At 55.7% G+C, this 25,443-nt stretch carries 23 protein-coding genes, 6 tRNA genes and 3 rRNA genes; 23 read left to right on the top strand and 9 right to left on the bottom strand.

Features of this window, described 5'->3' with window-relative positions:
- Positions 1–58: 58 nt before the first annotated feature.
- Positions 59–757, top strand: a complete 699-nt coding sequence (locus IF189_RS25660) for a biotin/lipoate A/B protein ligase family protein (RefSeq protein ID WP_192552436.1) — start codon at positions 59–61, stop codon at positions 755–757.
- Positions 758–766: 9 nt separating this feature from the next.
- On the opposite strand, the gene crp is transcribed toward IF189_RS25660, so the two are convergent.
- Positions 767–1,411 carry a cAMP-activated global transcriptional regulator CRP gene (gene crp / locus IF189_RS25655; RefSeq protein WP_085709238.1) on the bottom strand — a complete coding sequence of 215 codons (645 nt, stop codon included), beginning with the start codon at positions 1,409–1,411 and terminating at the stop codon, positions 767–769.
- A 238-nt stretch (positions 1,412–1,649) separates the two neighbouring features.
- Here crp and IF189_RS25650 point away from each other — a divergent pair, with 238 nt between their 5' ends.
- Together IF189_RS25650 and speD are read left to right on the top strand one after the other, a co-directional pair.
- Complete coding sequence (locus IF189_RS25650) at positions 1,650–2,072, top strand: OsmC family protein (protein ID WP_134828285.1); 423 nt, start codon at positions 1,650–1,652, stop codon at positions 2,070–2,072.
- A 237-nt stretch (positions 2,073–2,309) separates the two neighbouring features.
- Positions 2,310–3,104, top strand: coding sequence for an adenosylmethionine decarboxylase (gene speD, locus IF189_RS25645; protein WP_007956315.1), 795 nt, complete (start codon positions 2,310–2,312; stop codon positions 3,102–3,104).
- 60 nt (positions 3,105–3,164) lie between these two features.
- Here speD and coq7 read toward each other — a convergent pair whose 3' ends face one another.
- From coq7 to hemJ, 6 genes are all read right to left on the bottom strand, one after another.
- Positions 3,165–3,812 carry a 2-polyprenyl-3-methyl-6-methoxy-1,4-benzoquinone monooxygenase gene (gene coq7 / locus IF189_RS25640; protein ID WP_007956317.1) on the bottom strand — a complete coding sequence of 216 codons (648 nt, stop codon included), beginning with the start codon at positions 3,810–3,812 and terminating at the stop codon, positions 3,165–3,167.
- A gap of 106 nt (positions 3,813–3,918) precedes the next feature.
- Positions 3,919–4,257 carry a histidine triad nucleotide-binding protein gene (locus IF189_RS25635; RefSeq protein ID WP_003228789.1) on the bottom strand — a complete coding sequence of 113 codons (339 nt, stop codon included), beginning with the start codon at positions 4,255–4,257 and terminating at the stop codon, positions 3,919–3,921.
- An 80-nt stretch (positions 4,258–4,337) separates the two neighbouring features.
- On the bottom strand, positions 4,338–5,126 hold the full coding sequence (locus IF189_RS25630; protein WP_007956321.1) for an SDR family NAD(P)-dependent oxidoreductase: 789 nt from the start codon (positions 5,124–5,126) through the stop codon (positions 4,338–4,340).
- 61 nt (positions 5,127–5,187) lie between these two features.
- The gene (locus IF189_RS25625) at positions 5,188–6,138 is read right to left on the bottom strand and encodes a DUF805 domain-containing protein (RefSeq protein WP_134828283.1); all 951 of its coding nucleotides are present in this window, start codon (positions 6,136–6,138) and stop codon (positions 5,188–5,190) included.
- Between the two features lie 93 nt (positions 6,139–6,231).
- A complete protein-coding gene (locus IF189_RS25620) occupies positions 6,232–7,200 on the bottom strand; it encodes an NAD(P)H-dependent flavin oxidoreductase (protein ID WP_134828282.1) in 969 nt (322 codons plus the stop codon).
- Positions 7,201–7,233: 33 nt separating this feature from the next.
- Positions 7,234–7,662, bottom strand: coding sequence for a protoporphyrinogen oxidase HemJ (hemJ, locus tag IF189_RS25615; protein WP_134828281.1), 429 nt, complete (start codon positions 7,660–7,662; stop codon positions 7,234–7,236).
- A 135-nt stretch (positions 7,663–7,797) separates the two neighbouring features.
- On the opposite strand from hemJ, the gene argC reads away from it, so the two are divergent.
- The gene (gene argC, locus IF189_RS25610) at positions 7,798–8,832 is read left to right on the top strand and encodes an N-acetyl-gamma-glutamyl-phosphate reductase (RefSeq protein ID WP_134828280.1); all 1,035 of its coding nucleotides are present in this window, start codon (positions 7,798–7,800) and stop codon (positions 8,830–8,832) included.
- Positions 8,833–8,998: 166 nt separating this feature from the next.
- Entirely contained in the window at positions 8,999–9,349 is a 351-nt protein-coding gene (gene erpA, locus IF189_RS25605) for an iron-sulfur cluster insertion protein ErpA (protein WP_003228776.1), read from the top strand.
- 74 nt (positions 9,350–9,423) lie between these two features.
- Here erpA and IF189_RS25600 read toward each other — a convergent pair whose 3' ends face one another.
- Positions 9,424–10,515, bottom strand: a complete 1,092-nt coding sequence (locus tag IF189_RS25600) for an anhydro-N-acetylmuramic acid kinase (protein ID WP_134828279.1) — start codon at positions 10,513–10,515, stop codon at positions 9,424–9,426.
- 3 nt (positions 10,516–10,518) lie between these two features.
- On the bottom strand, positions 10,519–11,943 hold the full coding sequence (locus IF189_RS25595) for a peptidoglycan DD-metalloendopeptidase family protein (protein WP_134828278.1): 1,425 nt from the start codon (positions 11,941–11,943) through the stop codon (positions 10,519–10,521).
- 210 nt (positions 11,944–12,153) lie between these two features.
- Here IF189_RS25595 and tyrS point away from each other — a divergent pair, with 210 nt between their 5' ends.
- The 18 genes from tyrS (at position 12,154) to rplA (ending at position 25,404) form a co-directional block, all read left to right on the top strand.
- Positions 12,154–13,353 (top strand): tyrosine--tRNA ligase, encoded by a 1,200-nt coding sequence (tyrS, locus tag IF189_RS25590; RefSeq protein WP_085731729.1) that lies wholly within the window; start codon positions 12,154–12,156, stop codon positions 13,351–13,353.
- Between the two features lie 553 nt (positions 13,354–13,906).
- Positions 13,907–15,443: ribosomal RNA gene (locus tag IF189_RS25585) — 16S ribosomal RNA — on the top strand.
- Positions 15,444–15,524: 81 nt separating this feature from the next.
- Positions 15,525–15,601, top strand: a tRNA-Ile gene (locus tag IF189_RS25580).
- Positions 15,602–15,631: 30 nt separating this feature from the next.
- A tRNA-Ala gene (locus IF189_RS25575) sits at positions 15,632–15,707 on the top strand.
- A gap of 245 nt (positions 15,708–15,952) precedes the next feature.
- Positions 15,953–18,843, top strand: a 23S ribosomal RNA gene (locus IF189_RS25570).
- Between the two features lie 150 nt (positions 18,844–18,993).
- Positions 18,994–19,109, top strand: a 5S ribosomal RNA gene (gene rrf / locus IF189_RS25565).
- Together the 16S, 23S and 5S rRNA genes with 2 tRNA genes alongside form the textbook arrangement of a ribosomal RNA operon.
- Before the next feature lie 132 nt (positions 19,110–19,241).
- Positions 19,242–20,195: a bifunctional biotin--[acetyl-CoA-carboxylase] ligase/biotin operon repressor BirA gene (gene birA, locus IF189_RS25560; protein ID WP_134828277.1), complete on the top strand. Its 954-nt coding sequence runs from the start codon at positions 19,242–19,244 to the stop codon at positions 20,193–20,195.
- Positions 20,185–20,934: a pantothenate kinase gene (locus tag IF189_RS25555; protein WP_134828276.1), complete on the top strand. Its 750-nt coding sequence runs from the start codon at positions 20,185–20,187 to the stop codon at positions 20,932–20,934. Before birA ends, IF189_RS25555 begins: the two co-directional genes overlap by 11 nt.
- A gap of 7 nt (positions 20,935–20,941) precedes the next feature.
- Complete coding sequence (locus IF189_RS25550; RefSeq protein ID WP_134828275.1) at positions 20,942–21,367, top strand: hypothetical protein; 426 nt, start codon at positions 20,942–20,944, stop codon at positions 21,365–21,367.
- 143 nt (positions 21,368–21,510) lie between these two features.
- Positions 21,511–21,595 (top strand) — tRNA-Tyr (locus tag IF189_RS25545).
- Positions 21,596–21,620: 25 nt separating this feature from the next.
- Positions 21,621–21,694 (top strand) — tRNA-Gly (locus IF189_RS25540).
- A gap of 26 nt (positions 21,695–21,720) precedes the next feature.
- Positions 21,721–21,796: transfer RNA gene (locus IF189_RS25535), tRNA-Thr, on the top strand.
- Between the two features lie 84 nt (positions 21,797–21,880).
- Positions 21,881–23,074 (top strand): elongation factor Tu, encoded by a 1,194-nt coding sequence (gene tuf, locus IF189_RS25530; RefSeq protein WP_010220303.1) that lies wholly within the window; start codon positions 21,881–21,883, stop codon positions 23,072–23,074.
- Between the two features lie 53 nt (positions 23,075–23,127).
- Positions 23,128–23,203, top strand: a tRNA-Trp gene (locus tag IF189_RS25525).
- A 45-nt stretch (positions 23,204–23,248) separates the two neighbouring features.
- On the top strand, positions 23,249–23,617 hold the full coding sequence (gene secE, locus IF189_RS25520) for a preprotein translocase subunit SecE (RefSeq protein ID WP_007916493.1): 369 nt from the start codon (positions 23,249–23,251) through the stop codon (positions 23,615–23,617).
- A gap of 9 nt (positions 23,618–23,626) precedes the next feature.
- Positions 23,627–24,160 carry a transcription termination/antitermination protein NusG gene (gene nusG / locus IF189_RS25515; protein ID WP_007957598.1) on the top strand — a complete coding sequence of 178 codons (534 nt, stop codon included), beginning with the start codon at positions 23,627–23,629 and terminating at the stop codon, positions 24,158–24,160.
- 117 nt (positions 24,161–24,277) lie between these two features.
- Positions 24,278–24,709, top strand: coding sequence for a 50S ribosomal protein L11 (rplK, locus tag IF189_RS25510; RefSeq protein ID WP_003228756.1), 432 nt, complete (start codon positions 24,278–24,280; stop codon positions 24,707–24,709).
- Positions 24,709–25,404, top strand: a complete 696-nt coding sequence (rplA, locus tag IF189_RS25505; protein WP_011336175.1) for a 50S ribosomal protein L1 — start codon at positions 24,709–24,711, stop codon at positions 25,402–25,404. The genes rplK and rplA overlap by 1 nt, the downstream gene beginning before the upstream one ends.
- Positions 25,405–25,443: the final 39 nt, after the last annotated feature.

The raw sequence follows: 25,443 nt of genomic DNA, 5'->3' as shown, positions 1-25,443 counted from the left end.
GCTTGCCCGCGAAGGCAGCATAAGATTCACCTCAGGCTCAACGTCCTATGGAAACCTTATGATCCCCACTTCCCTGACCATCGAAGCCGGCCTGCAAGCCGAGCAGGATCTGCTGGCCTCGGTCTGCGCCGGTGATGCCGAATTCGGTCTGCTGTTCTGGCAGCCGAGCGATCGCGCGCTGGTCATGCCGCGTCGTTTGAATCGCCTCCCCGGATTCGATCACGCCTGTGAAGTCTCCGCCGCTGCCGGTTGGCCGGTGTTGTTGCGTGAAACCGGCGGTGAACCTGTTCCGCAATCGGCGTCGACGATCAACATTGCACTGGTCTACGCGCCACCTCGCAGCGAAGGCGATCTGAACCGCATCGAAACCGGATACCGGCGTCTGTGTGATCCGATCTGTCAGTTGCTGGATGAGTTGGGCGGCGTGTCTTCGTTGGGTGAAATTGCCGGCGCGTTCTGCGACGGTCGTTTCAACGTCAACCTCGACGGTCGCAAGATGGTCGGCACCGCCCAGCGCTGGCGCCAGAGTCAGGGTGTGCAGCGCCCGGTTGGCCTGGTGCACGGTGCAATGCTGCTGGATGATGAGCGCGAATCGATGGTGGCGGCGGTCAACCGCTTCAATGAGGCGTGCGGCCTGGAGCAACGGGTACGCGCTGCAAGCCACATCGCGTTGCATGAGAAATTCCCGGCGCCCCATGCGTTGGCGCGTCTCGATGAACTCTTTCGTTTAATGTTGGCGCAGATCTACGCCGCCTGAGTTTCGAACTCAGCGAGTGCCGAAGACCACCATGGTCTTGCCCTTCACATCCACCAGGTTGCGTTCCTCAAGATCCTTGAGCACGCGACCGACCATCTCCCGCGAACAGCCGACTATCCGCCCGATTTCCTGACGGGTCACCTTGATCTGCATGCCGTCCGGGTGGGTCATCGCGTCAGGTTGCTTGCACAGTTCCAGCAAGCAGCGAGCAACACGGCCAGTGACATCGAAGAACGCCAGATCGCCGACCTTGCGCGTGGTGTTGCGCAGGCGTTGTGCGATTTGTCCGCTGAGCACGTAAAGAATGTCTGGATCCTGCTGCGACAATTCACGGAATTTGGCGTAGCTGATTTCCGCGACTTCGCACTCGACCTTGGCCCGCACCCAGGCGCTGCGCTCCTGTTCCTGACCGGCTTGTTCGAACAGGCCCAGCTCACCGAAGAAATCCCCGGCATTCAGGTACGCGATGATCATCTCGCGGCCGTCGTCGTCCTCGATCAGGATCGTGACCGAGCCACGGATGATGAAGTACAGCGTGTCCGAGCGATCCCCGGCGCAGATGATGTTGCTCTTGGCCGCATGGCGCCGGCGCTGGCAATGCATCAGCAGCTTGTCGAGGTTCTTGATTTTGGGTGTGGGGGTAATACCAACCATGGTTGTATCCCGAAAAGACTGCACGGTTATATTTGGTTTTTATATGAGGCGCTGAGGCGATCGCTACAAATACCGGCTTGGGGCGCCAGTGAATTGGCGCCAGCTTACCAGACACTTCGTCGAAAATTCGAGAAATTACCTACGCAGTAAAGGCATCGGTCCTAGGATCACCGCTCGCGGTCAAACCGGGGCCCTGTGCTAAGCTGGCGACCCTTTTTTCTACAGTGGAGTCTTGGCGATGAAGGCACGCATCCAATGGGCTGGCGAAGCCATGTTCCTCGGCGAATCCGGCAGCGGTCATGTCGTGGTCATGGACGGTCCGCCGGACGCCGGTGGTCGCAATCTGGGTGTTCGCCCGATGGAAATGCTCCTGCTGGGCGTTGGCGGTTGCAGCAATTTCGACGTGGTCAGCATCCTGAAGAAGTCCCGTCAGGCCGTTGAAAGCTGCGAAGCTTTCCTGGAAGCCGAACGCGCGACCGAAGATCCGAAAGTGTTCACCAAGATCCACATGCACTTCGTGGTCAAGGGCCGTGCCCTGAAAGAAGCCCAGGTCAAACGCGCCATCGAGCTGTCGGCGGAGAAGTATTGCTCGGCCTCGATCATGCTCGGCGCAGCCGGCGTGGCAATCACCCACGACTATGAAATCGTCGAACTCGGCTGAGCCGACATTCAACTATCATAAAAGCAGTGCAGACTCTGGCGATCCCCCGCTGACGTCTGCATAATGCGCCACTTTTTTCAGGGCAGTGATCGGTCAGCCGACGGGTCTTCCGCCTGAACAGATAACCAAAATCGCCATCGCGAAGAGGTGTTAACCGTCCTACGCAGGTGCGTCGTTCGCACTTGACGGGCATGCTTGATCACGCGGCCGGGCCGCATACATAGAGAGTTTTTAACGGTGAAAAGCAAACTCAAGCTCCACGGGTTCAATAACCTGACAAAGACCTTGAGCTTCAACATCTATGACATCTGCTACGCGGAAACCCCGCAAGACCAGCAGGCTTACGTCGAGTACATCAATCAAGAGTACAACGCGGAACGCCTGACGCAGATCCTCACGGAAGTTGTCGAAATCATTGGTGCCAACATTCTGAACATTGCCAGTCAGAACTATGAGCCTCAGGGTGCCAGCGTCACGATTCTGATCTCGGAAGAACCGGTCACCCCGACCGAAAGCCAGATCGAAGAGTCCCCGGGTCCGCTGCCGGAAATCATCCTGGCCCACCTCGACAAGAGTCACATCACGGTGCATACCTACCCGGAAATCCATCCGGATGCCGGTATTGCGACGTTCCGTGTGGACATCGACGTGTCGACCTGTGGTGTCATTTCACCGCTCAAAGCGCTCAACTTCCTCATTCACCAGTTCGATTCGGACATCGTGACCGTGGATTACCGTGTGCGCGGCTTTACCCGTGACGTTGAAGGCAACAAGCACTTCATCGACCACGAGATCAACTCGATCCAGAACTACCTCTCCGAAGACACCCGCGACGCGTACCAGATGACCGACGTGAACGTGTACCAGGAAAACCTGTTCCACACCAAAATGCTGCTGAAGAACTTCGAACTGGATAACTACCTGTTCGGTGATGCCACCAGCAACCTGTCGTCCGAGCAACGTGCTCAGGTGACCGAGCGTGTGAAACACGAAATGCTGGAAATCTTCTACGCGCGCAATATGCCGAGCTAAGAAATCCGGGCACAAAAAAGGCGACTGCTTTGCGGCAGTCGCCTTTTTTATGGGCGTTTTTCAGATCCGGTAGGTGCTTTTGGTCATCACTTTGGCCAGCAGGCTCATGCCGAACTTCACAGGTGCCGGGAAGCGGAAGCCACCGGCCTCCAGCGCACTTTCCGCGTGATGTTCTTCATCGATACGCATCTGCTCAAGAATTGCCCGGGATTTCTCATCTTCGGCCGGCAGTTGCTCCAGATGCTCGTTCAAGTGCTTGCATACCTGATGCTCGGTCGCCGCGACAAAACCGAGGCTGACCTTGTCGCTGATCAGCCCCGCGACTGCGCCGATCCCGAACGACATGCCATAGAACAGCGGATTGAGCACGCTGGTGTGGCTACCCAACTGATGAATGCGCTGTTCGCACCAGACCAGATGATCGATCTCTTCTTCGGCTGCATGCTCCATGGCTTCGCGCACCTGCGGCAGCTTGGCGGTCAGGGCCTGACCTTGGTACAGCGCCTGGGCACAGACTTCACCGGTATGGTTGATGCGCATCAGGCCGGCGACGTGGCGGGTGTCTTCGTCGCTCATCTGCACGTCGGGCTGCACGATGGCTGGCGACGGACGGTACGGCTGGCCGCTGAAGGGCAGCAGGGTTCGCATTGCGGCATCGGCTTGCAGCAGAAGACGGTCAATTGGCGAGTAGTGACGTTGGGTAGTCATGCTGACCTCCGGGAAGAATCTCGGCGGCCAGTTTAACCGAATCGGCCGGGGAAGGTTTGCGCTGGGTCATGTGGGAGCAGGGCGCCCCCACAGATTTCGAGGTCGATCAGCCCGGCGGCCAGTTCATCTGGCGTTGACCGAGTACGTGCATATGAATGTGGTAGACCGTCTGCCCACCCTTTTCATTGCAATTCATCACCACCCGGAAGCCTTCTTCGCAACCCAGTTCCAGCGCCAGACGCTGGGCGGTGAACAGAATATGCCCGGCCAGTGCCTTGTCGTCTTCGGTGAGGTCGTTGAGGGTGCGCACCGGTTTCTTCGGGATCACCAGAAAATGCACCGGTGCCTGCGGGGCGATGTCGTGGAACGCCAGAACCTGGTCGTCCTCGTAGATGATCTTCGCCGGGATTTCCCGGTTGATGATCTTGGTGAACAGAGTATCCACAGCTGTTTTCTCCGTTGTGTGAGCCGGGCCGAGTGTACCCACGAGGGATCACCACGCCCAGCCAGTTGCCTGCCGGCCCTTCAGCGGGGGCAGTAAGCTTTGTTGACCATGCCGACGATGGTGCGGTTGAGCCAGCGCGAACCCAGTCGTGGCAGAAAGGCGAACCAGCGGTTCCGGCGCCCGGGAATGATGATCGCGCGGTTTTTCTCCAGGGCGCGCACGGTATACAGCGCGACCTCTTCGGGGCTCATCAGCAGTTTGCTGGCGTTGAGTTTGTCGTTGTTCAGTTGCGCTGTGCGAAAGAACGCCGTACGCGTCGGGCCTGGGCAGAGCACCGAGACTTTCACGGCGCACTTTTTCAATTCCACCCGCAGCGCTTCGGAAAAGTGCAGAACGTAGGCCTTGCTGGCGTAGTAAGTGCTCATCCACGGGCCGGGATTGAAAGCGGCCACCGACGCCACGTTGAGAATCTGCCCGCCACCCTGCAGGGCCATGCTGTTACCGATTGCATGGCAGAGGCGGGTGAGGGCGAGGATGTTCACCTCGATCAGGTCTTGCTCGGTCATCCAGTCCTGGGCCAGGAACGGGCCGCACGTACCGATGCCGGCGCAGTTCACCAGCAGGTCGATCTGCCGGTCGCCTTCTTCAAGCTCCAGCAGAAACCCGGACAGGCGCAGCGGCTCGCCCAGGTCGCAGGCGCGGAACAGTACCTCCACGCCGAAACGCTGGGTCAGTTCAATCGCAATGCTTTCCAGCTGATCACGCTGTCGGGCCACCAGAATCAGGCTGCGGCCACGGCGGGCCAGGGCTTCGGCCATGGCCAGGCCGATGCCGCTGGAGGCGCCAGTGATCAGAGCGTAACGGGTCATGCAGTTCTCCATCGCAACAGCTCCGCGCCGTGGACGCAGGTGTCACGGCGGGGAGCGCTGTTCATTCTTTCGCAGAGTCTACAGGGGCGGGTGCAGGTTCGGCTGCATCGTCCACCGGATTCGGCACGGGCTCGACTTCGACATCGACTTCATCGGCGGTCACCGAGCCGCTTTCATAACTGCTTTCGAGGCTGGTTTCGTACTCCTGCTGGATGGCGGAAATACCGCCCAGCATTCCACCGACGAAGAACAGGCCGATGAAAACGATCCACAGGGAACACAGCACTTTGACTGCAGTGCTGTTCGGTGGCGGTGGCGGGCCATAGCGATTGGCGCCGTTATTGCCCGGCATGACCATGATCACCAGCGGGAAGAAACTGCCCACGAACGGTACGAGGGTCAGCAGCCAGAGCCAGCCTGACCAGCCGATGTCGTGCAGGCGCTGAATGCTGAACAGGATGCCGACGATCGCGAAGGCCAGGAACAGGAAGAAGGCAAAGATACCGCCGATGATCAGGCCGCTGGTCGAGTCGGTACTCACCAGCCCCAGACCGATTAGCGCGAAAACGCCGACGATCGGCAGGGTTACCAGACTCAATACCATCGACCATGCCAGGTAACGCAGGCGTCCGATCCGGCCTTCCACGCTGAAGGGTTTGAGTGTAGCGAATTCTGCCAGTCGTTCACCGACACTGGCCCGAGGCGGTGCATAAGGCGAATCGGGCTCAGCCACGGCGGCGGAGTGTTCCTGCACATCGGCCAGATTCAGTTCGATGGCTGTTTCCGGCTCGATCCGGGCATCGATCCCGGTCTTGCTTAGCGCTTGCAGATAAGCCTGGGCATCGCTGTGCGACAGGTCGCGTTTGAGGGCGACGGCGCGGCCATTGAACAGGCGTTCGATGGCGGCCACATCGCTCTTGAACAGATCGGCCAGATTGAGTTTGGCTGTGGTGATATCGACACCGGGCTGCAGGGCACCGTCGAAAACGATCTTGTAACGGGTTTCGCTCATGGCCGAGGCATCCTTGTCGCGAAGAAATTGAGTTGAGATGTGTCGCAACCGCCAAGTGTAAGGCCAGTCGGGCAACGACTGGCCGGAATTTTCTCATCGCGGCCAGCGACTCGGAAGCTGTGCTGCATGCTCCAGGGCCTGGCGATACTCTGCATCGAGGCGCGCCACCAGCTGGTCCACACTTGGCAGATCTTCGATCTGGCCGACCCCCTGGCCGGCCGACCACACGGTTTTCCAGGCTTTGGCTTCATCATTGATCGGCTTGAGTTTGTCGCCGAAGTTCACTTCACCCTTGCCTTGCAGCGCCGCCAAATCGAAACCGGCAGCCTCCAGGCTTTGGCGCATGAAGCTGGCCGGAACTCCGGACACGGCAGGAGTATGAATGATGTCCGCTGCCTTGGCTGTCAGCAGCATATCCTTGTAGGCGTCGGGCGCATGACTTTCAGTCGTACCGATGAATCGCGTTCCGAAGTAGGCCAAATCCGCGCCGAGCAGCTGTGCGGCGAGAATCTCATGGCCGTGGTTCAAACATCCTGCAAGCAGCAGCGTCTTGTCGAAGAACTGGCGAATCTCGGCGATCAGCGAGAACGGGCTCCAGGTGCCAGCATGTCCACCGGCGCCGGCAGCAACGGCGATCAAGCCATCGACGCCGGCTTCGGCGGCTTTTTCCGCATGGCGGCGAGTCGTCACGTCGTGAAAAACCAGGCCGCCGTAGCTGTGCACCGCATCGACCAATTCCTTCACCGCACCGAGGCTGGTGATGACGATGGGCACCTTGTGCTCGACGCAGATGTTCAGGTCCGCCTCCAGACGCGGATTGCTCTTGTGAACAATCAGGTTCACGGCATAAGGCGCCGGGTTGTCCAGAATCGCCAGCCCTGCTTCGATCTGTTCCAGCCAGGCTTTGAAACCGCTGCTTTCGCGCTGGTTGAGCGCCGGAAAGCTGCCGACCACGCCATTGCGACAGCACGCGAGCACCAGTTCAGGATTGGAAATCAGGAACATCGGCGCAGCCACGACGGGCAGGCGCAGACGTTGTTCGAGCAGAGCGGGCAGCGACATCGGAAGTACCCCGGAAAGTTGAACCAGTTGAAGTTAGAACGGCTTGACCACGACCAGAATTACGATAGCCAGCAATATCAGAACCGGGACTTCATTGAACCAGCGATAAAAGACATGGCTGCGGGTGTTCTCGCCACGGGCAAAACGTTTTACCTGCGCGCCACACATGTGGTGATAACCGATCAATAGCACGACCAGGGTCAGTTTGGCGTGAATCCAGCCACCGGTGCTGAAGATGCCCGGGTTCAGGTAAATCAGCCAGCCGCCGAAGATCAGTGCGGCGATCATCGCCGGGCCCATGATGCCGCGATACAGCTTGCGCTCCATGACGCTGAAGCGTTCCTTGCTGATCGTGTCTTCACTTTGCGCGTGATAAACGAACAGTCGCGGCAGGTAGAACAGTCCGGCAAACCAGCACACGATGCTGACGATATGCAGCGCTTTGATCCATAGATAGAGCATTTTTGGTTTTTCCCTCGTTCACGGTAGGCCGGATAGTAGAGGCTTGAGCGTCCGCACGTCACCTTGACGGTTGTCGCAGGGGCGCGCGGCCCCTATTATCGACGGCTTTCCAGTGGGTTCGTTGAGGGCAGGTTTATGGTCAAGGTCGGTATCGTCGGCGGCACGGGTTACACCGGTGTCGAACTGCTGCGTCTGTTGGCACAGCATCCGCAGGCAGAAGTGGTTGTGATCACTTCCCGATCCGAGGCCGGTCTGGCCGTGGCTGACATGTACCCGAACCTGCGCGGCCACTACGACGGCCTGGCGTTCAGCGTGCCGGACATCAAGACCCTGGGCGCTTGCGATGTGGTGTTCTTTGCCACTCCGCACGGCGTTGCCCACGCATTGGCCGGTGAATTGCTGGCAGCGGGTACCAAGGTCATCGACCTGTCGGCGGACTTCCGTCTGCAGGACGCCGATGAGTGGGCTAAGTGGTACGGCCAGCCGCACGGTGCGCCGGAGCTGTTGGACGAAGCGGTTTACGGCTTGCCGGAAGTCAACCGTGAGCAAATCAGGAAAGCGCGGCTGATCGCGGTGCCGGGCTGCTATCCGACCGCAACGCAGCTGGGTTTCCTGCCATTGCTAGAGGCGGGCATTGCCGATGCTTCCCACCTGATCGCTGACTGCAAGTCCGGTGTCAGCGGTGCCGGTCGTGGTGCTTCCGTAGGCTCGCTGTACTCCGAGACGTCGGAAAGCATGAAGGCTTATGCGGTGAAAGGTCACCGTCATCTGCCGGAAATTCGTCAGGGTCTGCGTCGTGCAGCGGGCAAGGATGTCGGCCTGACTTTCGTGCCACACCTGACGCCGATGATTCGTGGCATTCATTCCACGCTTTACGCGACCGTGGTGGATCGCTCCGTCGATCTGCAGGCGCTGTTCGAAAAGCGTTATGCCAATGAGCCGTTCGTCGACGTGATGCCAGCCGGCAGCCATCCGGAAACCCGCAGCGTGCGTGGCGCGAACGTTTGCCGTATCGCGGTTCATCGTCCGCAGGATGGTGATCTGGTGGTGGTGCTGTCGGTGATCGACAACCTGGTCAAGGGCGCGTCGGGTCAGGCGGTGCAGAACATGAACATTCTGTTCGGTCTGGATGAGCGCTTTGGTCTGTCCCACGCGGGCATGCTGCCGTAAGACTGATCTTGTTTGATGAAAAGGCCCGTCTGACGGGCCTTTTTGCATTCCGGGTCGCTGATGGCTTTATTGATATACCGTAACAATAGTTGACCGATTTTCTAGGACAAGCGGATAATGCGCGTCATCACGCATTATGGCGGCGTAACGCCGGGAGATAGTCAGCATGAGCGTCGAATCCTTCACCCCCACGGCTTTGCAATTCACTCAGGGTGCCGCGCACAAGGTGAAGAGCCTGGTCGATGAAGAGGGGAATGATCGCTTGAAGCTGCGCGTATTCGTTACGGGCGGCGGTTGTTCAGGGTTTCAGTACGGCTTCACCTTCGATGAAGATGTGGCTGAGGACGACACCATCGTCGAGCGCGAAGGTGTGAGTCTGGTGGTTGATCCGATGAGCTTTCAGTATCTGGCAGGTGCCGAGGTGGACTACCAGGAAGGTCTGGAAGGTTCGCGCTTTGTGATCAAGAACCCGAATGCCACCACGACCTGTGGTTGCGGTTCTTCGTTCTCGATCTGATTTCGCCTCACCGTACACAACAAAACGCCGCAGAGCCTCACGGTTCTGCGGCGTTTTGTTATCTGCGTTTTATCTTAATTGGGGTAGATGGCGCCAAGTATGCGCAGGCCTTTTGCACCGGTGACGCTGGGGCGATTGGCGGTGATGCCTTCAAGGCAGCAATGGGCCAGCCAGGCAAAGGCCATGGCTTCGACCCAGTCTGGATCGACACCGAGGGTCGCGGTGCTTGCGACTTTCGTTTTGGACAGTAGGTCTGCCAGGCGCTTCATCAGTGTGGCGTTGTGGGCGCCGCCGCCGCAGACAAGGAGTTCTTCGGTCTCTGTTTGAGCGCTTTGCAGCGATTCGACGATGGTCAGCGCTGTCAGTTCGAGCAGCGTTGCCTGTACGTTTTCGGGGGCGAAATCCGGCAGGTGTGACAGTTGCTGTTCCAGCCAGGGCAGGTTGAACACTTCCCGGCCGGTGCTCTTCGGGCCTTTGGTCGAGAAGAAAGAATCGCTCAACAATGCCTTGAGGAGGGTCGGTTCTACTTTGCCGCTGGCTGCCCATTGACCGTTGCGATCATAGTTTTCGCCACGCTGCCGGTGAATCCACGCATCCATCAGCACATTCCCAGGGCCGCAGTCGAAACCGGCTACAGGCTTGTTCGGCTCGATCAGACTGAGATTGCTGAAACCGCCGACATTCAGGACTGCGCGGTTGCCGGTACGCTCTTCGAACAACGCTTCATGGAAGGCGGGAACCAGAGGGGCGCCTTGACCGCCGGCGGCCACGTCGCGGCTGCGGAAGTCACTGACTACTGTAATGCCGGTCAGCTCGGTCAGCAGGGCAGGGTTGCCGATCTGTACGGTGAAACCGCGTGCCGGTTCGTGGCGAATGGTCTGGCCGTGACTGCCGATCGCGCGAATGGCTTCGGGTTTGAGCTGTTGCTGTTCGAGCAGGGCGTGGATGCCTTCGGCCGCAAGCCTCACCCAGTTCTGCTGGGCGATGGCCGAGCGGGCGATCTCGTCAGGGCCGCTGGCGCACAAGCCAAGCAGCTCGGCGCGCAGGGAGTCAGGCATGGGGATGTAGCGCGTGGCGATCAGGTTGATCGCCGAGGTCTGCTCGATCAGGGCGATGTCCAGACCATCGAGGCTGGTTCCGGACATCACGCCGATATAAAGAGCCATGGCTTAACGCTTGCTCGAAGCCAGCATGGTGGCCTTCTCTTGGTCCATGCGCGCCATCAACGGCTGGCTCTGCGCCAGGAAACGCGCGCGTTCGGATTTGGCGATCGGATCAGCCATCGGCAGCTTCTGGCCCAATGGGTCGACGTGAACGCCATTGACCTGGAACTCGTAGTGCAGGTGCGGACCGGTGGACAGGCCGGTGGTACCAATGTAACCGATCACCTGGCCCTGCTTGACGGTACCGCCGGTTTTCACGCCTTTGGCGAAGCCTTGCATGTGGCCGTACAGCGTGCGGTAGGTATTGCCGTGCTGAATGATCACGGTGTTGCCGTAACCGCCACGGCGACCAGCCAGCAGTACTTTGCCATCGCCGGCAGCCTTGATTGGCGTACCGCGTGGGGCGGCGTAGTCGACACCTTTGTGGGCGCGGATCTTGTTGAGGATCGGGTGTTTGCGGCCCATGGAGAACTTGGAGCTGATGCGGGCGAAGTCCACCGGGGTGCGGATGAACGCCTTGCGCATGCTATTGCCGTCGGCAGTGTAGTAGCTGCTGTTACCTTGCTTGTTGGTGTAACGCACGGCGGTGTAGGTCTTGCCGCGGTTGGTGAACCGGGCCGACAGGATCGGGCCGTTTCCGACGGCTTTACCATTGACCACTTTCTGTTCGTAGATCACGTCGAACTCGTCACCCTGGCGGATATCCTGGGCGAAGTCGACGTCGTAGCCGAATACGCTGGCCATATCCATGGTCAGGCTGTGGGACAGGCCGGCGCGGGCGGCGGACTGGGACAGGGAGCTATTGATCACGCCGTGGACATAGGCGGTACGAACGGTTGGCTTGGCGGTAACGCGGTTGAAGACATAACCCTTGTCGTTCTTGGTCAGGGTGATGGTTTCAACGTCGCTGACCTTGCTGTGCAGATTAGTCAGCTGACCTTGTGGATTGAGTTCGAATTCGAGTTTCTGGCCGTGTTTGAGCTGGCTGAACTGCTTGGCCTGTTTGTCGCTGGCCAGAACTTCGTGCACGGCAGCGGCGGGGAGGCCAACCTTCTCGAACAATGTCGAAAGGGTGTCACCCTTGGAGACGATCACTTCCCTGTGGCCTGGGGCCTTCTTTTCAGGAGTGGCCGGTGCAGGCGCTGGTGCGGCCTGGGCGGTTTCGGGTGTGTCTTCTGCGCTGTTTTCGATCTGGGCGAAGGGTGAGGCTACTGGTTCATTTGTGGCTTGAACCGCGTCAGCAGCGTCTTGATCTTGTGTCAGTTGTTCGGCAGGACTTTCCAGCTCAAGGCTCAGGGTCGTCTTTTTGGCTTCAACATCACTGGAAGGAAATACCAGGAGCGCCAGGCTGAGAAGGGCGGCGATCCCACTTGCGGCAAGCAGGTGGGTCTTCGGGTAAAGCGGTGGCGCTTTAGACGGTTCAGTGGTCATAAGTAGTTTTGACTTTGAAAAGATGAATTGGAAAAGATGAATGACATGATGAAGATGAAATAACTGTATAAAATATAACCAAATCATCTCTGAGGCAAGTCCGCAGGTATCTCGCCTGTGGATTGGTGTCCGTGTGCCGGGCAAAACTTGTAATTGGTGCGCGATCTTGTATGGTTGGTTCCCTTTGAATCTGAGCCTTGCGGGTCTGTTATGAAGTCGGTTGAAGAGCAGCTAGCGCTGATTAAACGTGGTGCGGAAGAATTGTTGGTCGAGTCCGAGCTGATCGAAAAGCTCAAGCGTGGCCAGCCGCTGCGAATCAAGGCTGGCTTCGATCCAACGGCGCCGGATCTGCACCTTGGTCACACTGTGCTTATTAATAAGCTGCGTCAGTTCCAGGAGCTGGGGCATCAGGTGATCTTTCTGATTGGTGACTTCACCGGGATGATCGGTGATCCGAGTGGCAAGAGTGCAACTCGTCCGCCGCTGACCCGTGAGCAGGTTCTGGAAAATGCCGAGACCTACAAGACTCAGGTATTCAAGATCCTTGATCCGGCGAAAACCGAAGTCGCGTTCAACTCCACCTGGATGGATCAGATGGGGCCTGCAGACTTTATTCGTCTGACTTCGCAGTACACCGTTGCTCGTATGCTCGAGCGTGATGATTTCGACAAGCGCTACACCACCAATCAGCCAATCGCCATTCATGAGTTCCTCTATCCGCTGGTTCAGGGGTATGACTCGGTTGCATTGCGTGCGGATGTTGAGCTGGGCGGTACCGATCAGAAGTTCAACCTGCTGATGGGGCGCGAACTGCAGCGTGGTTATGGTCAGGAAGCTCAGTGCATTCTGACGATGCCGCTGCTCGAAGGGCTGGATGGCGTTAAAAAGATGTCCAAGTCGTTGGGCAACTACGTCGGTATTCAGGAAGCGCCGGGTGTCATGTACAGCAAGCTGGTTTCGATTCCGGATGCGTTGATGTGGCGCTACTTCGAGCTGCTCAGCTTCCGTTCGATGGATGAGATCAATGCTTTCCGTGCCGATGTAGAGGCGGGTGCCAACCCTCGCGACATCAAGATCAAGCTGGCTGAGGAGATTGTTGCGCGCTTCCATGGGGAAGAGGCTGCTGCCAATGCTCACCGTGGTGCGGGTAACCGTATGAAGGACGGCGAGCTGCCAGATGATTTGCCAGAGGTTGAGCTGACTGCTGCTGAGGATATGCCGATTGCTGCTGTCCTTAATAAGGCTGGCCTGGTGAAGAACTCGGCGGCTGCTCGTGATCTGCTGGCTTCCGGTGGTGTGCGTATAGATGGCGAGGTTGTCGATCGCTCCTTTATATATGTGCTGGGCGCGACTCACGTTTGCCAGGCCGGCAAGAAGGCCTTTGCACGGATTACGCTGAAATCTGAGTAAAGTTGAAATAAGGGGTTGACGGCAGATTCTGGAGGCCTATAATTCGCCCCACTTCCGGCGCAGTCGAAACGGAAAACTCCTTGAGATTCAATGAGTTACGCAGTTTTCGACAGCGACTTGCTTCAGATCATCGAAGCCTGGAAGGAGTTGAAAGAGTGGTGATGTTTGGCTCTTTTGACGTTTCGATCTTCTCGATCGAAAGCGGAGAAAAAGAGGTGTTGACAGCAGCGTGTAACGCTGTAGAATTCGCCTCCCGCTAACGAGAGATCGGAAGCGCAAGTGGTTGAAGTTGTTGAAGAAATCTTCGAAAGCTTCTGAAAATAATCACTTGACAGCAAATGAGGCTGCTGTAGAATGCGCGCCTCGGTTGAGACGAAAGATCTTAACCAACCGCTCTTTAACAACTGAATCAAGCAATTCGTGTGGGTGCTTGTGGAGTCAGACTGATAGTCAACAAGATTATCAGCATCACAAGTTACTCCGCGAGAAATCAAAGATGTAACCAACGATTGCTGAGCCAAGTTTAGGGTTTCTTAAAAACCCAAAGATGTTTGAACTGAAGAGTTTGATCATGGCTCAGATTGAACGCTGGCGGCAGGCCTAACACATGCAAGTCGAGCGGATGAAGGGAGCTTGCTCCCGGATTCAGCGGCGGACGGGTGAGTAATGCCTAGGAATCTGCCTGGTAGTGGGGGACAACGTTTCGAAAGGAACGCTAATACCGCATACGTCCTACGGGAGAAAGCAGGGGACCTTCGGGCCTTGCGCTATCAGATGAGCCTAGGTCGGATTAGCTAGTTGGTGAGGTAATGGCTCACCAAGGCGACGATCCGTAACTGGTCTGAGAGGATGATCAGTCACACTGGAACTGAGACACGGTCCAGACTCCTACGGGAGGCAGCAGTGGGGAATATTGGACAATGGGCGAAAGCCTGATCCAGCCATGCCGCGTGTGTGAAGAAGGTCTTCGGATTGTAAAGCACTTTAAGTTGGGAGGAAGGGTTGTAGATTAATACTCTGCAATTTTGACGTTACCGACAGAATAAGCACCGGCTAACTCTGTGCCAGCAGCCGCGGTAATACAGAGGGTGCAAGCGTTAATCGGAATTACTGGGCGTAAAGCGCGCGTAGGTGGTTCGTTAAGTTGGATGTGAAATCCCCGGGCTCAACCTGGGAACTGCATCCAAAACTGGCGAGCTAGAGTATGGTAGAGGGTGGTGGAATTTCCTGTGTAGCGGTGAAATGCGTAGATATAGGAAGGAACACCAGTGGCGAAGGCGACCACCTGGACTGATACTGACACTGAGGTGCGAAAGCGTGGGGAGCAAACAGGATTAGATACCCTGGTAGTCCACGCCGTAAACGATGTCAACTAGCCGTTGGGAGCCTTGAGCTCTTAGTGGCGCAGCTAACGCATTAAGTTGACCGCCTGGGGAGTACGGCCGCAAGGTTAAAACTCAAATGAATTGACGGGGGCCCGCACAAGCGGTGGAGCATGTGGTTTAATTCGAAGCAACGCGAAGAACCTTACCAGGCCTTGACATCCAATGAACTTTCCAGAGATGGATTGGTGCCTTCGGGAACATTGAGACAGGTGCTGCATGGCTGTCGTCAGCTCGTGTCGTGAGATGTTGGGTTAAGTCCCGTAACGAGCGCAACCCTTGTCCTTAGTTACCAGCACGTTATGGTGGGCACTCTAAGGAGACTGCCGGTGACAAACCGGAGGAAGGTGGGGATGACGTCAAGTCATCATGGCCCTTACGGCCTGGGCTACACACGTGCTACAATGGTCGGTACAAAGGGTTGCCAAGCCGCGAGGTGGAGCTAATCCCATAAAACCGATCGTAGTCCGGATCGCAGTCTGCAACTCGACTGCGTGAAGTCGGAATCGCTAGTAATCGCGAATCAGAATGTCGCGGTGAATACGTTCCCGGGCCTTGTACACACCGCCCGTCACACCATGGGAGTGGGTTGCACCAGAAGTAGCTAGTCTAACCTTCGGGAGGACGGTTACCACGGTGTGATTCATGACTGGGGTGAAGTCGTAACAAGGTAGCCGTAGGGGAACCTGCGGCTGGATCACCTCCTTAATCGACGACATCAGCTGCTCCATAAGTTCCCACACGAATTGCTTGATTCATTGAAGAAGACGAAAGAAGCAGCCCGAAATTGGGTCTGTAGCTCAGTTGGTTAGAGCGCACCCCTGATAAGGGTGAGGTCGGCAGTTCGAATCTGCCCAGACCCACCAATTTTGTGTGGGAAACGCCTGTAGAAATACGGGGCCATAGCTCAGCTGGGAGAGCGCCTGCCTTGCACGCAGGAGGTCAGCGGTTCGATCCCGCTTGGCTCCACCACTACTGCTTCTGAAGTAAGAGCTTAGAAATGAGCATTCCATCGTGCTGATGGTGAATGTTGATTTCTAGTCTTTGACTAGTTCGTTCTTTAAAAATTTGGGTATGTGATAGAAAGATAGACTGAACGTTACTTTCACTGGTAACGGATCAGGCTAAGGTAAAATTTGTGAGTTCTCTTAGTTGAGAAATTCGAATTTTCGGCGAATGTCGTCTTCACAGTATAACCAGATTGCTTGGGGTTATATGGTCAAGTGAAGAAGCGCATACGGTGGATGCCTTGGCAGTCAGAGGCGATGAAAGACGTGGTAGCCTGCGAAAAGCTTCGGGGAGTCGGCAAACAGACTTTGATCCGGAGATGTCTGAATGGGGGAACCCAGCCATCACAAGATGGTTATCTTGCACTGAATACATAGGTGCAAGAGGCGAACCAGGGGAACTGAAACATCTAAGTACCCTGAGGAAAAGAAATCAACCGAGATTCCCTTAGTAGTGGCGAGCGAACGGGGACTAGCCCTTAAGTGGCTTTGAGATTAGCGGAACGCTCTGGAAAGTGCGGCCATAGTGGGTGATAGCCCTGTACGCGAAAATCTCTTGGTCATGAAATCGAGTAGGACGGAGCACGAGAAACTTTGTCTGAATATGGGGGGACCATCCTCCAAGGCTAAATACTACTGACTGACCGATAGTGAACTAGTACCGTGAGGGAAAGGCGAAAAGAACCCCGGAGAGGGGAGTGAAATAGATCCTGAAACCGTATGCGTACAAGCAGTGGGAGCAGACTTTGTTCTGTGACTGCGTACCTTTTGTATAATGGGTCAGCGACTTATTTTCAGTGGCGAGCTTAACCGAATAGGGGAGGCGTAGCGAAAGCGAGTCTTAATAGGGCGTCTAGTCGCTGGGAATAGACCCGAAACCGGGCGATCTATCCATGGGCAGGTTGAAGGTTAGGTAACACTGACTGGAGGACCGAACCGACTACCGTTGAAAAGTTAGCGGATGACCTGTGGATCGGAGTGAAAGGCTAATCAAGCTCGGAGATAGCTGGTTCTCCTCGAAAGCTATTTAGGTAGCGCCTCATGTATCACTGTAGGGGGTAGAGCACTGTTTCGGCTAGGGGGTCATCCCGACTTACCAAACCGATGCAAACTCCGAATACCTACAAGTGCCGAGCATGGGAGACACACGGCGGGTGCTAACGTCCGTCGTGAAAAGGGAAACAACCCAGACCGTCAGCTAAGGTCCCAAAGTTATGGTTAAGTGGGAAACGATGTGGGAAGGCTTAGACAGCTAGGAGGTTGGCTTAGAAGCAGCCACCCTTTAAAGAAAGCGTAATAGCTCACTAGTCGAGTCGGCCTGCGCGGAAGATGTAACGGGGCTCAAACCATACACCGAAGCTACGGGTATCACGCAAGTGATGCGGTAGAGGAGCGTTCTGTAAGCCTGTGAAGGTGAGTTGAGAAGCTTGCTGGAGGTATCAGAAGTGCGAATGCTGACATGAGTAACGACAATGGGTGTGAAAAACACCCACGCCGAAAGACCAAGGTTTCCTGCGCAACGTTAATCGACGCAGGGTTAGTCGGTCCCTAAGGCGAGGCTGAAAAGCGTAGTCGATGGAAAACAGGTTAATATTCCTGTACTTCTGGTTATTGCGATGGAGGGACGGAGAAGGCTAGGCCAGCTTGGCGTTGGTTGTCCAAGTTTAAGGTGGTAGGCTGGAATCTTAGGTAAATCCGGGATTCTAAGGCCGAGAGCTGATGACGAGTTGCCTTTAGGCGACGAAGTGGTTGATGCCATGCTTCCAAGAAAAGCTTCTAAGCTTCAGATAACCAGGAACCGTACCCCAAACCGACACAGGTGGTTGGGTAGAGAATACCAAGGCGCTTGAGAGAACTCGGGTGAAGGAACTAGGCAAAATGGCACCGTAACTTCGGGAGAAGGTGCGCCGGTGAGGGTGAAGGACTTGCTCCGTAAGCCCATGCCGGTCGAAGATACCAGGCCGCTGCGACTGTTTATTAAAAACACAGCACTCTGCAAACACGAAAGTGGACGTATAGGGTGTGACGCCTGCCCGGTGCCGGAAGGTTAATTGATGGGGTTAGCTAACGCGAAGCTCTTGATCGAAGCCCCGGTAAACGGCGGCCGTAACTATAACGGTCCTAAGGTAGCGAAATTCCTTGTCGGGTAAGTTCCGACCTGCACGAATGGCGTAACGATGGCGGCGCTGTCTCCACCCGAGACTCAGTGAAATTGAAATCGCTGTGAAGATGCAGTGTATCCGCGGCTAGACGGAAAGACCCCGTGAACCTTTACTATAGCTTTGCACTGGACTTTGAATTTGCTTGTGTAGGATAGGTGGGAGGCTTTGAAGCGTGGACGCCAGTTCGCGTGGAGCCATCCTTGAAATACCACCCTGGCAACTTTGAGGTTCTAACTCAGGTCCGTTATCCGGATCGAGGACAGTGTATGGTGGGTAGTTTGACTGGGGCGGTCTCCTCCTAAAGAGTAACGGAGGAGTACGAAGGTGCGCTCAGACCGGTCGGAAATCGGTCGTAGAGTATAAAGGCAAAAGCGCGCTTGACTGCGAGACAGACACGTCGAGCAGGTACGAAAGTAGGTCTTAGTGATCCGGTGGTTCTGTATGGAAGGGCCATCGCTCAACGGATAAAAGGTACTCCGGGGATAACAGGCTGATACCGCCCAAGAGTTCATATCGACGGCGGTGTTTGGCACCTCGATGTCGGCTCATCACATCCTGGGGCTGAAGCCGGTCCCAAGGGTATGGCTGTTCGCCATTTAAAGTGGTACGCGAGCTGGGTTTAGAACGTCGTGAGACAGTTCGGTCCCTATCTGCCGTGGACGTTTGAGATTTGAGAGGGGCTGCTCCTAGTACGAGAGGACCGGAGTGGACGAACCTCTGGTGTTCCGGTTGTCACGCCAGTGGCATTGCCGGGTAGCTATGTTCGGAAAAGATAACCGCTGAAAGCATCTAAGCGGGAAACTTGCCTCAAGATGAGATCTCACTGGAACCTTGAGTTCCCTGAAGGGCCGTCGAAGACTACGACGTTGATAGGTTGGGTGTGTAAGCGCTGTGAGGCGTTGAGCTAACCAATACTAATTGCCCGTGAGGCTTGACCATATAACACCCAAGCAATTTGAGTCGAAAGGCCAGATTGCGGTGTGTGAAGACGCAATGAACCGAAAGTTCGACGCTCACAAAGCACCGAAAACTATCCATACCCAATTTGCTGAAGCGAGGCCATCCGGCCACGAGTCAGTACCCGAATTTCTTGACGACCATAGAGCGTTGGAACCACCTGATCCCATCCCGAACTCAGAAGTGAAACGATGCATCGCCGATGGTAGTGTGGGGTTTCCCCATGTGAGAGTAGGTCATCGTCAAGATTAAATTCCGAAACCCCAATTGCGAAAGCAGTTGGGGTTTTGTTTTGCCCGCAGAAAAGCGGGTTGTTTGAATTCTATGCAACGGCTCGGTGCATGGCTATTATTCGGGCCTCATTCCGAGGCGAGATCTGCATGCTGACGTTGTTGAACCTTCTGAAGGATGGGCGATTCCATTCCGGTCAGGCTCTGGGAGTTGCCCTGGGAATTAGTCGAAGTGCAGTGTGGAAGCAGCTTCAACACCTGGAGGCTGAGCTTGGGCTATCCATACATAAAGTCCGGGGGCGGGGCTATCAGCTGGCGTCGCCACTGGAGTTGCTTGACTCGCTCAAGATAGAGGAAAGTCTTGCCGGCTGGCCTGTGAGTGTCTTCGACTCCATCGACTCTACTAACGCAGAGTCGTTGCGTGCCGTTGATCGGGGTCAAATGGCGCCCTTTCTGGTACTGGCTGAACGGCAAATCTCCGGACGTGGTCGTAGAGGTCGCAAATGGGTAAGTCCGTTTGCCGAGAACCTCTATTACAGTCTCGTATTGCGTATTGACGGTGGGATGCGTCAACTTGAAGGACTAAGTCTTGTTGTCGGTCTCGCGGTCATGCAAACCCTTCGTGCGCTTGGGGTGCCAGGTGCAGGGCTGAAGTGGCCCAATGACGTTTTGGCTGGGCGAAAAAAAATCGCCGGGATCTTGCTGGAACTGGTCGGAGATCCGGCAGACGTGTGTCATGTAGTGCTGGGTGTTGGCATTAACGTGAATATGCAAGCCACTGACGAGGTTGATCAGCAATGGACCTCGATACGGCTCGAGTCGGGAAAAACGTGTGATCGCAATATTCTGGTGGTTGAGCTGAGCAAGCAGTTGCAGCTTTATCTACAGCGTCATCAGTCAGGAGGTTTCTCTGCGCTTCAGGCGGAGTGGGAAGCGAATCACTTATGGCAGGGACTGCCGGTTTCTCTCACTGCGGGTGTCAACCAGATAGATGGCGTGGTGCTGGGGATCGATAATCAAGGTGCGCTACGGCTGAAGGTGGATGGCGTGGAGAAAGTCTTTAGTGGTGGTGAGCTCAGCTTGAGGTTGCGTGATGATTCTTGAGCTTGATTGCGGAAACAGCTTTATCAAGTGGCGGGTGCTGGATGCCGAGGCAGGTGCCCTGGTCGCGGAAGGGGTGGTCGACTCTGATGAGGCATTGGTCGGCAGCCTTCGTTCGCTCGATAAATTGTCTCTCGGCAAATGCCGCCTTGTCAGTGTAAGAACTGAAGAGGAGACCAATTTGCTGATTGGTTTTCTCAAGCGTGAGTTCGATATTTCCGTCGTCTGTGCAACACCTGCTCGCGAAATGTCCGGCGTCAAAAATGGTTACGAAGACTACGAACGTCTTGGTCTTGATCGTTGGTTGGCGATGCTCGGTGGTTTTCATCTGGCTGGTGGGGCTTGCCTGGTTCTTGATTTTGGGACGGCGGTGACTGCTGATTTCATCTCGTCGGAAGGTGAACACCTGGGAGGCTTCATTTGTCCTGGTATGCCATTGATGCGAAATCAATTGCGTACGCATACCCGAAAGATTCGCTATGGCGATCTGGCGGCGGAACGGGCATTGGCGAGTCACGCTCCAGGGCGCAATACGGTCGAGGCGGTGGAGCGTGGCTGTTCGTTGATGCTCAGAGGATTCGTACTGACGCAGTTGGAGATGGCGCGTTCCTACTGGGGAGATAGCTTCAGTGTTTTCATCACTGGGGGGGATGCCGAGCTAGTGTCGGATGTTGTGCCTGAGGCCAGGGTGGTTCCCGATTTGGTGTTCGTCGGTTTGGCTATGGCTTGTCCTTTGTTCTGAGGTTTGTATGCGTTGGTTGTTTCTCCTGCTTCTGGTACTCAATGTGTTTTATTACGTCTGGCATCAGCAGGAGGCGCCATTGCGTGCAAAGGATGTCACTCCGCTCCGTCTTTATAGTGGTTCGCAGCAGGATATCCGTCTGCTGAGTGAGGCTGGTGATGCCTCGCGAGCAGCGAAGTCCGATGGGCAGTGTTTATATATAGGTGGTTCGGGTCGTCCTGAAGCTGCGCAGGCGCTGGAGCAGCGCCTGAATGAGCTTGGTGCGAAAGCTCAGCCCCTGCCGAAAGACCTTTCCAGCAATGCATATTGGTTCCGAATCACGCCAGAAACCCAGCGTTTCCTGGGCGATACTCAGTTGCAAAACCTTTCCAAGGAATTCAATGAGTTAAAACACAAAATAATGCTGTGTGAGGGGGTTGCACCTGCGGAATAGTTTGCATAGAATGGCGCCCGCTCCACAGCGAAGACCTGAAAAGGTTGAAGCAGTAGGGCGGTGTCAAAGCAGCTAACCTCAGGTTTTTAAATGAGAAAATGCTTGACAAGGGTTTGGCATAGTATAGAATGCCGGCCTGATTAGGAGGGGTTCCCGAGCGGCCAAAGGGATCAGACTGTAAATCTGACGTCTACGACTTCGAAGGTTCGAATCCTTCTCCCTCCACCAGATTTTAGCGTGAGCTGCAGGCTCCGCGGGTATAGTTTAGTGGTAGAACCTCAGCCTTCCAAGCTGATGATGCGGGTTCGATTCCCGCTACCCGCTCCAAGTTTGCAGGTTGTGCAAAGTGTTACGCTCTTGTAGCTCAGTTGGTAGAGCACACCCTTGGTAAGGGTGAGGTCAGCGGTTCAAATCCGCTCAAGAGCTCCATATAACAAGGCAGATATGAAAATATCTGCCTTTGTTTTAATGGCTAGGGTTGTTTGCTTATTTCTTCTGTTAGGGGTGATATCGATGGCTAAGGAAAAATTTGATCGTTCCCTACCGCACGTCAACGTCGGAACTATCGGTCACGTTGACCACGGTAAAACCACTCTGACCGCTGCTCTGACTCGCGTCTGCTCCGAAGTTTTCGGTTCGGCCGTAGTTGAATTCGACAAGATCGACAGCGCTCCAGAAGAAAAAGCTCGCGGTATCACCATCAACACCGCGCACGTTGAGTACAACTCGAACATTCGTCACTACGCTCACGTTGACTGCCCAGGTCACGCTGACTACGTGAAGAACATGATCACCGGTGCTGCCCAGATGGACGGCGCGATCCTGGTTTGCTCGGCTGCCGATGGTCCGATGCCACAAACTCGTGAGCACATCCTGCTGTCCCGTCAGGTAGGCGTTCCGTACATCGTGGTTTTCCTGAACAAGGCTGACCTGGTAGACGACGCAGAGCTGCTGGAACTGGTTGAGATGGAAGTTCGCGACCTGCTGTCCACCTACGACTTCCCAGGCGACGACACTCCGATCATCATCGGTTCGGCTCGTATGGCTCTGGAAGGCAAAGACGACAACGAAATGGGCACCACCGCTGTCAAGAAGCTGGTGGAAACTCTGGACAGCTACATCCCAGAGCCAGAGCGTGCTATCGACAAGCCATTCCTGATGCCAATCGAAGACGTGTTCTCGATCTCGGGTCGTGGCACCGTGGTAACTGGTCGTATCGAGCGTGGTATCGTTCGCGTTCAGGACGCCCTGGAAATCGTTGGTCTGCGTGACACTACCACCACCACCTGCACCGGTGTTGAGATGTTCCGCAAGCTGCTGGACGAAGGTCGTGCTGGCGAGAACTGCGGCGTTCTGCTGCGTGGCACCAAGCGTGACGACGTTGAGCGTGGTCAGGTTCTGGTTAAGCCGGGTTCGGTTAAGCCGCACACCAAGTTCACTGCAGAAGTTTACGTTCTGAGCAAGGAAGAAGGCGGTCGTCACACTCCGTTCTTCAAGGGCTACCGTCCACAGTTCTACTTCCGTACTACTGACGTGACTGGTAACTGCGAGCTGCCAGAAGGCGTTGAAATGGTAATGCCAGGTGACAACATTCAGATGACTGTTACCCTGATCAAAACCATCGCGATGGAAGATGGTCTGCGTTTCGCTATCCGTGAAGGCGGTCGTACCGTCGGCGCTGGCGTCGTAGCCAAAATCATCGAGTAAGTAGTTGTAATGTATTTTTCGGGCCGGCATAATGGTCGGCCTGATTTTGTTTTAGGTCAGTAGCTCAATTGGCAGAGCGACGGTCTCCAAAACCGTAGGTTGGGGGTTCGATTCCCTCCTGACCTGCCAGATTCACTCGGTGTGTCTGGCTTTCTTTTCACAGGATCTTCATAGATGACTCCTAAGGCTGAAGCTCAAGGCTCTCGCTTCGATCTGCTCAAGTGGCTTGTAGTGGTCGCTTTGGTGGTGGTTGGCGTTGTAGGCAATCAGTATTACTCTGCTTCGCCGATCCTGTACCGTGTACTCGCTTTGCTTGTCATTGCTGCTGTAGCTGCCTTTGTAGGCCTGCAGACTGCCAAGGGCAAGTCTTTCTTTGTACTGGTTAAGGAAGCTCGTACCGAGATTCGTAAAGTCGTATGGCCAACTCGCCAAGAAACCACGCAGACCACTCTGATTGTTGTGGCTGTTGTTCTGGTTATGGCGTTGCTGTTGTGGGGGCTTGATTCCCTGCTCGGCTGGCTTGTTTCCTTGATTGTCGGCTAAGGGTGTCCCGTGGCTAAGCGTTGGTACGTTGTGCATGCTTACTCGGGTTACGAGAAGCATGTCATGCGCTCGCTGATCGAGCGTGTAAAGCTGGCTGGCATGGAAGATGGCTTCGGCGAAATTCTGGTTCCCACTGAAGAAGTGGTTGAGATGCGTAATGGCCAGAAGCGCAAAAGCGAACGCAAGTTCTTCCCTGGTTATGTGCTGGTGCAGATGGATATGAACGAGGGTACTTGGCACTTGGTCAAGGATACTCCTCGGGTGATGGGTTTTATCGGCGGTACTGCTGACAAGCCTGCGCCAATTACTGATAAAGAAGCAGAGGCGATTCTGCGTCGCGTTGCTGACGGTAGCGACAAGCCGAAGCCGAAGACGTTGTTCGAGCCAGGTGAAACCGTTCGTGTCAATGACGGTCCTTTCGCTGACTTTAACGGTGTTGTTGAAGAAGTTAACTACGAAAAGAGCCGGATCCAAGTGGCGGTGCTCATTTTCGGTCGCTCTACTCCGGTAGAGTTGGAGTTCAGTCAGGTCGAAAAGGTCTAACTGGACAAGCATCCCAACCCCGCAGCCCTAGGCTGTGGGGTTTTGTCGTCACTGGGATAAACGCGCAAGTAACCGGGGAGCCTTTCGAGGCGTTCGAACCCGTAATTGGAGTGCCTCATGGCCAAGAAGATTACCGCTTACATCAAGCTGCAAGTGAAGGCCGCTCAGGCTAACCCAAGCCCACCTGTTGGTCCTGCTCTGGGTCAGCACGGCGTGAATATCATGGAATTCTGCAAGGCTTTCAACGCCCGTACCCAGGGTCTGGAAGCTGGTCTGCCGACTCCAGTGATCATCACTGTCTACAGCGACCGTAGCTTCACTTTCGAAACCAAATCCACCCCTGCTTCGGTTCTGCTGAAGAAGGCGGCCGGTCTGACCAGCGGTTCCGCTCGTCCGAACACCGTTAAGGTTGGCACTGTTACCCGTGCTCAGCTGGAAGAAATCGCGAAAACCAAAAACGCGGATCTGACTGCAGCTGATATGGATGCAGCCGTGCGCACTATCGCCGGTTCTGCTCGTAGCATGGGCCTTAACGTGGAGGGTGTGTAATGGCTAAGCTGACCAAGCGCCAAAAGGCTATCGCTGAAAAGATCGAAGCGGGCAAGTCCTACAACTTCGAAGAGGCCGCAACTCTGCTGGCCTCGCTGCCAGCTGCCAAGTTCGTCGAGTCGTTCGATGTGGCCGTTAACCTGGGCGTAGACCCGCGTAAATCCGACCAGGTCGTTCGTAGCGCTACTGTGCTGCCACACGGCACTGGCAAGACCGTTCGCGTTGCTGTGTTCACCCAGGGTCCAGCTGCCGAGGCCGCTCTGGCTGCCGGCGCTGATCGCGTAGGTATGGACGAGCTGGCTGCCGAAATGAAAGGCGGCGACCTGAACTATGACGTAGTGATCGCATCCCCGGATGCCATGCGCGTTGTAGGTCAACTGGGTCAGATCCTCGGTCCACGTGGTCTGATGCCTAACCCGAAAGTTGGTACCGTTACTCCAGACGTAGCCACCGCGGTTAAAAACGCCAAGGCTGGTCAGGTTCGTTATCGCACCGACAAAAACGGCATCATCCACACTTCCGTTGGCAAGATCGGCTTCGATGCCGTCAAGCTGAAGGAAAACGTTGAAGCCCTGATCGCTGATCTGAAGCGTATCAAGCCAGCTTCCTCGAAAGGTATCTACGTCAAGCGCGTTACCCTGAGCACCACCATGGGCCCAGGTCTGGTTATCGACCAGAGCTCGCTGGACGCGTAAGACAAAAGTTGGCGCGATTGTTCGCGCCAATTGAAAGAT

The sequence above is a fragment of the Pseudomonas sp. IzPS59 genome (genome assembly GCF_014863505.1).
GTDB classification, from domain to species: Bacteria; Pseudomonadota; Gammaproteobacteria; order Pseudomonadales; family Pseudomonadaceae; genus Aquipseudomonas; species Aquipseudomonas kribbensis.
Note: the sequence above shows the minus strand (reverse complement) of the source record. Positions and strands in the feature narration are given on the sequence as shown.

Bases quoted from the DNA above. Each gene is read 5' to 3' on its own strand.
- rplA (WP_011336175.1), top strand. From the start codon at position 24,709: ATGGCTAAGCTGACCAAGCGCCAAAAGGCTATCGCTGAAAAGATCGAA.
- hemJ (WP_134828281.1), bottom strand. From the start codon at position 7,662: ATGCTCTATCTATGGATCAAAGCGCTGCATATCGTCAGCATCGTGTGC.
- tuf (WP_010220303.1), top strand. From the start codon at position 21,881: ATGGCTAAGGAAAAATTTGATCGTTCCCTACCGCACGTCAACGTCGGA.
- secE (WP_007916493.1), top strand. From the start codon at position 23,249: ATGACTCCTAAGGCTGAAGCTCAAGGCTCTCGCTTCGATCTGCTCAAG.
- argC (WP_134828280.1), top strand. From the start codon at position 7,798: ATGGTCAAGGTCGGTATCGTCGGCGGCACGGGTTACACCGGTGTCGAA.
- coq7 (WP_007956317.1), bottom strand. From the start codon at position 3,812: ATGACTACCCAACGTCACTACTCGCCAATTGACCGTCTTCTGCTGCAA.
- IF189_RS25595 (WP_134828278.1), bottom strand. From the start codon at position 11,943: ATGACCACTGAACCGTCTAAAGCGCCACCGCTTTACCCGAAGACCCAC.
- IF189_RS25650 (WP_134828285.1), top strand. From the start codon at position 1,650: ATGAAGGCACGCATCCAATGGGCTGGCGAAGCCATGTTCCTCGGCGAA.
- rplK (WP_003228756.1), top strand. From the start codon at position 24,278: ATGGCCAAGAAGATTACCGCTTACATCAAGCTGCAAGTGAAGGCCGCT.
- crp (WP_085709238.1), bottom strand. From the start codon at position 1,411: ATGGTTGGTATTACCCCCACACCCAAAATCAAGAACCTCGACAAGCTG.
- IF189_RS25660 (WP_192552436.1), top strand. From the start codon at position 59: ATGATCCCCACTTCCCTGACCATCGAAGCCGGCCTGCAAGCCGAGCAG.
- IF189_RS25630 (WP_007956321.1), bottom strand. From the start codon at position 5,126: ATGACCCGTTACGCTCTGATCACTGGCGCCTCCAGCGGCATCGGCCTG.
- IF189_RS25620 (WP_134828282.1), bottom strand. From the start codon at position 7,200: ATGTCGCTGCCCGCTCTGCTCGAACAACGTCTGCGCCTGCCCGTCGTG.
- tyrS (WP_085731729.1), top strand. From the start codon at position 12,154: ATGAAGTCGGTTGAAGAGCAGCTAGCGCTGATTAAACGTGGTGCGGAA.
- IF189_RS25625 (WP_134828283.1), bottom strand. From the start codon at position 6,138: ATGAGCGAAACCCGTTACAAGATCGTTTTCGACGGTGCCCTGCAGCCC.
- erpA (WP_003228776.1), top strand. From the start codon at position 8,999: ATGAGCGTCGAATCCTTCACCCCCACGGCTTTGCAATTCACTCAGGGT.
- birA (WP_134828277.1), top strand. From the start codon at position 19,242: ATGCTGACGTTGTTGAACCTTCTGAAGGATGGGCGATTCCATTCCGGT.
- IF189_RS25550 (WP_134828275.1), top strand. From the start codon at position 20,942: ATGCGTTGGTTGTTTCTCCTGCTTCTGGTACTCAATGTGTTTTATTAC.
- IF189_RS25600 (WP_134828279.1), bottom strand. From the start codon at position 10,515: ATGGCTCTTTATATCGGCGTGATGTCCGGAACCAGCCTCGATGGTCTG.
- IF189_RS25555 (WP_134828276.1), top strand. From the start codon at position 20,185: ATGATTCTTGAGCTTGATTGCGGAAACAGCTTTATCAAGTGGCGGGTG.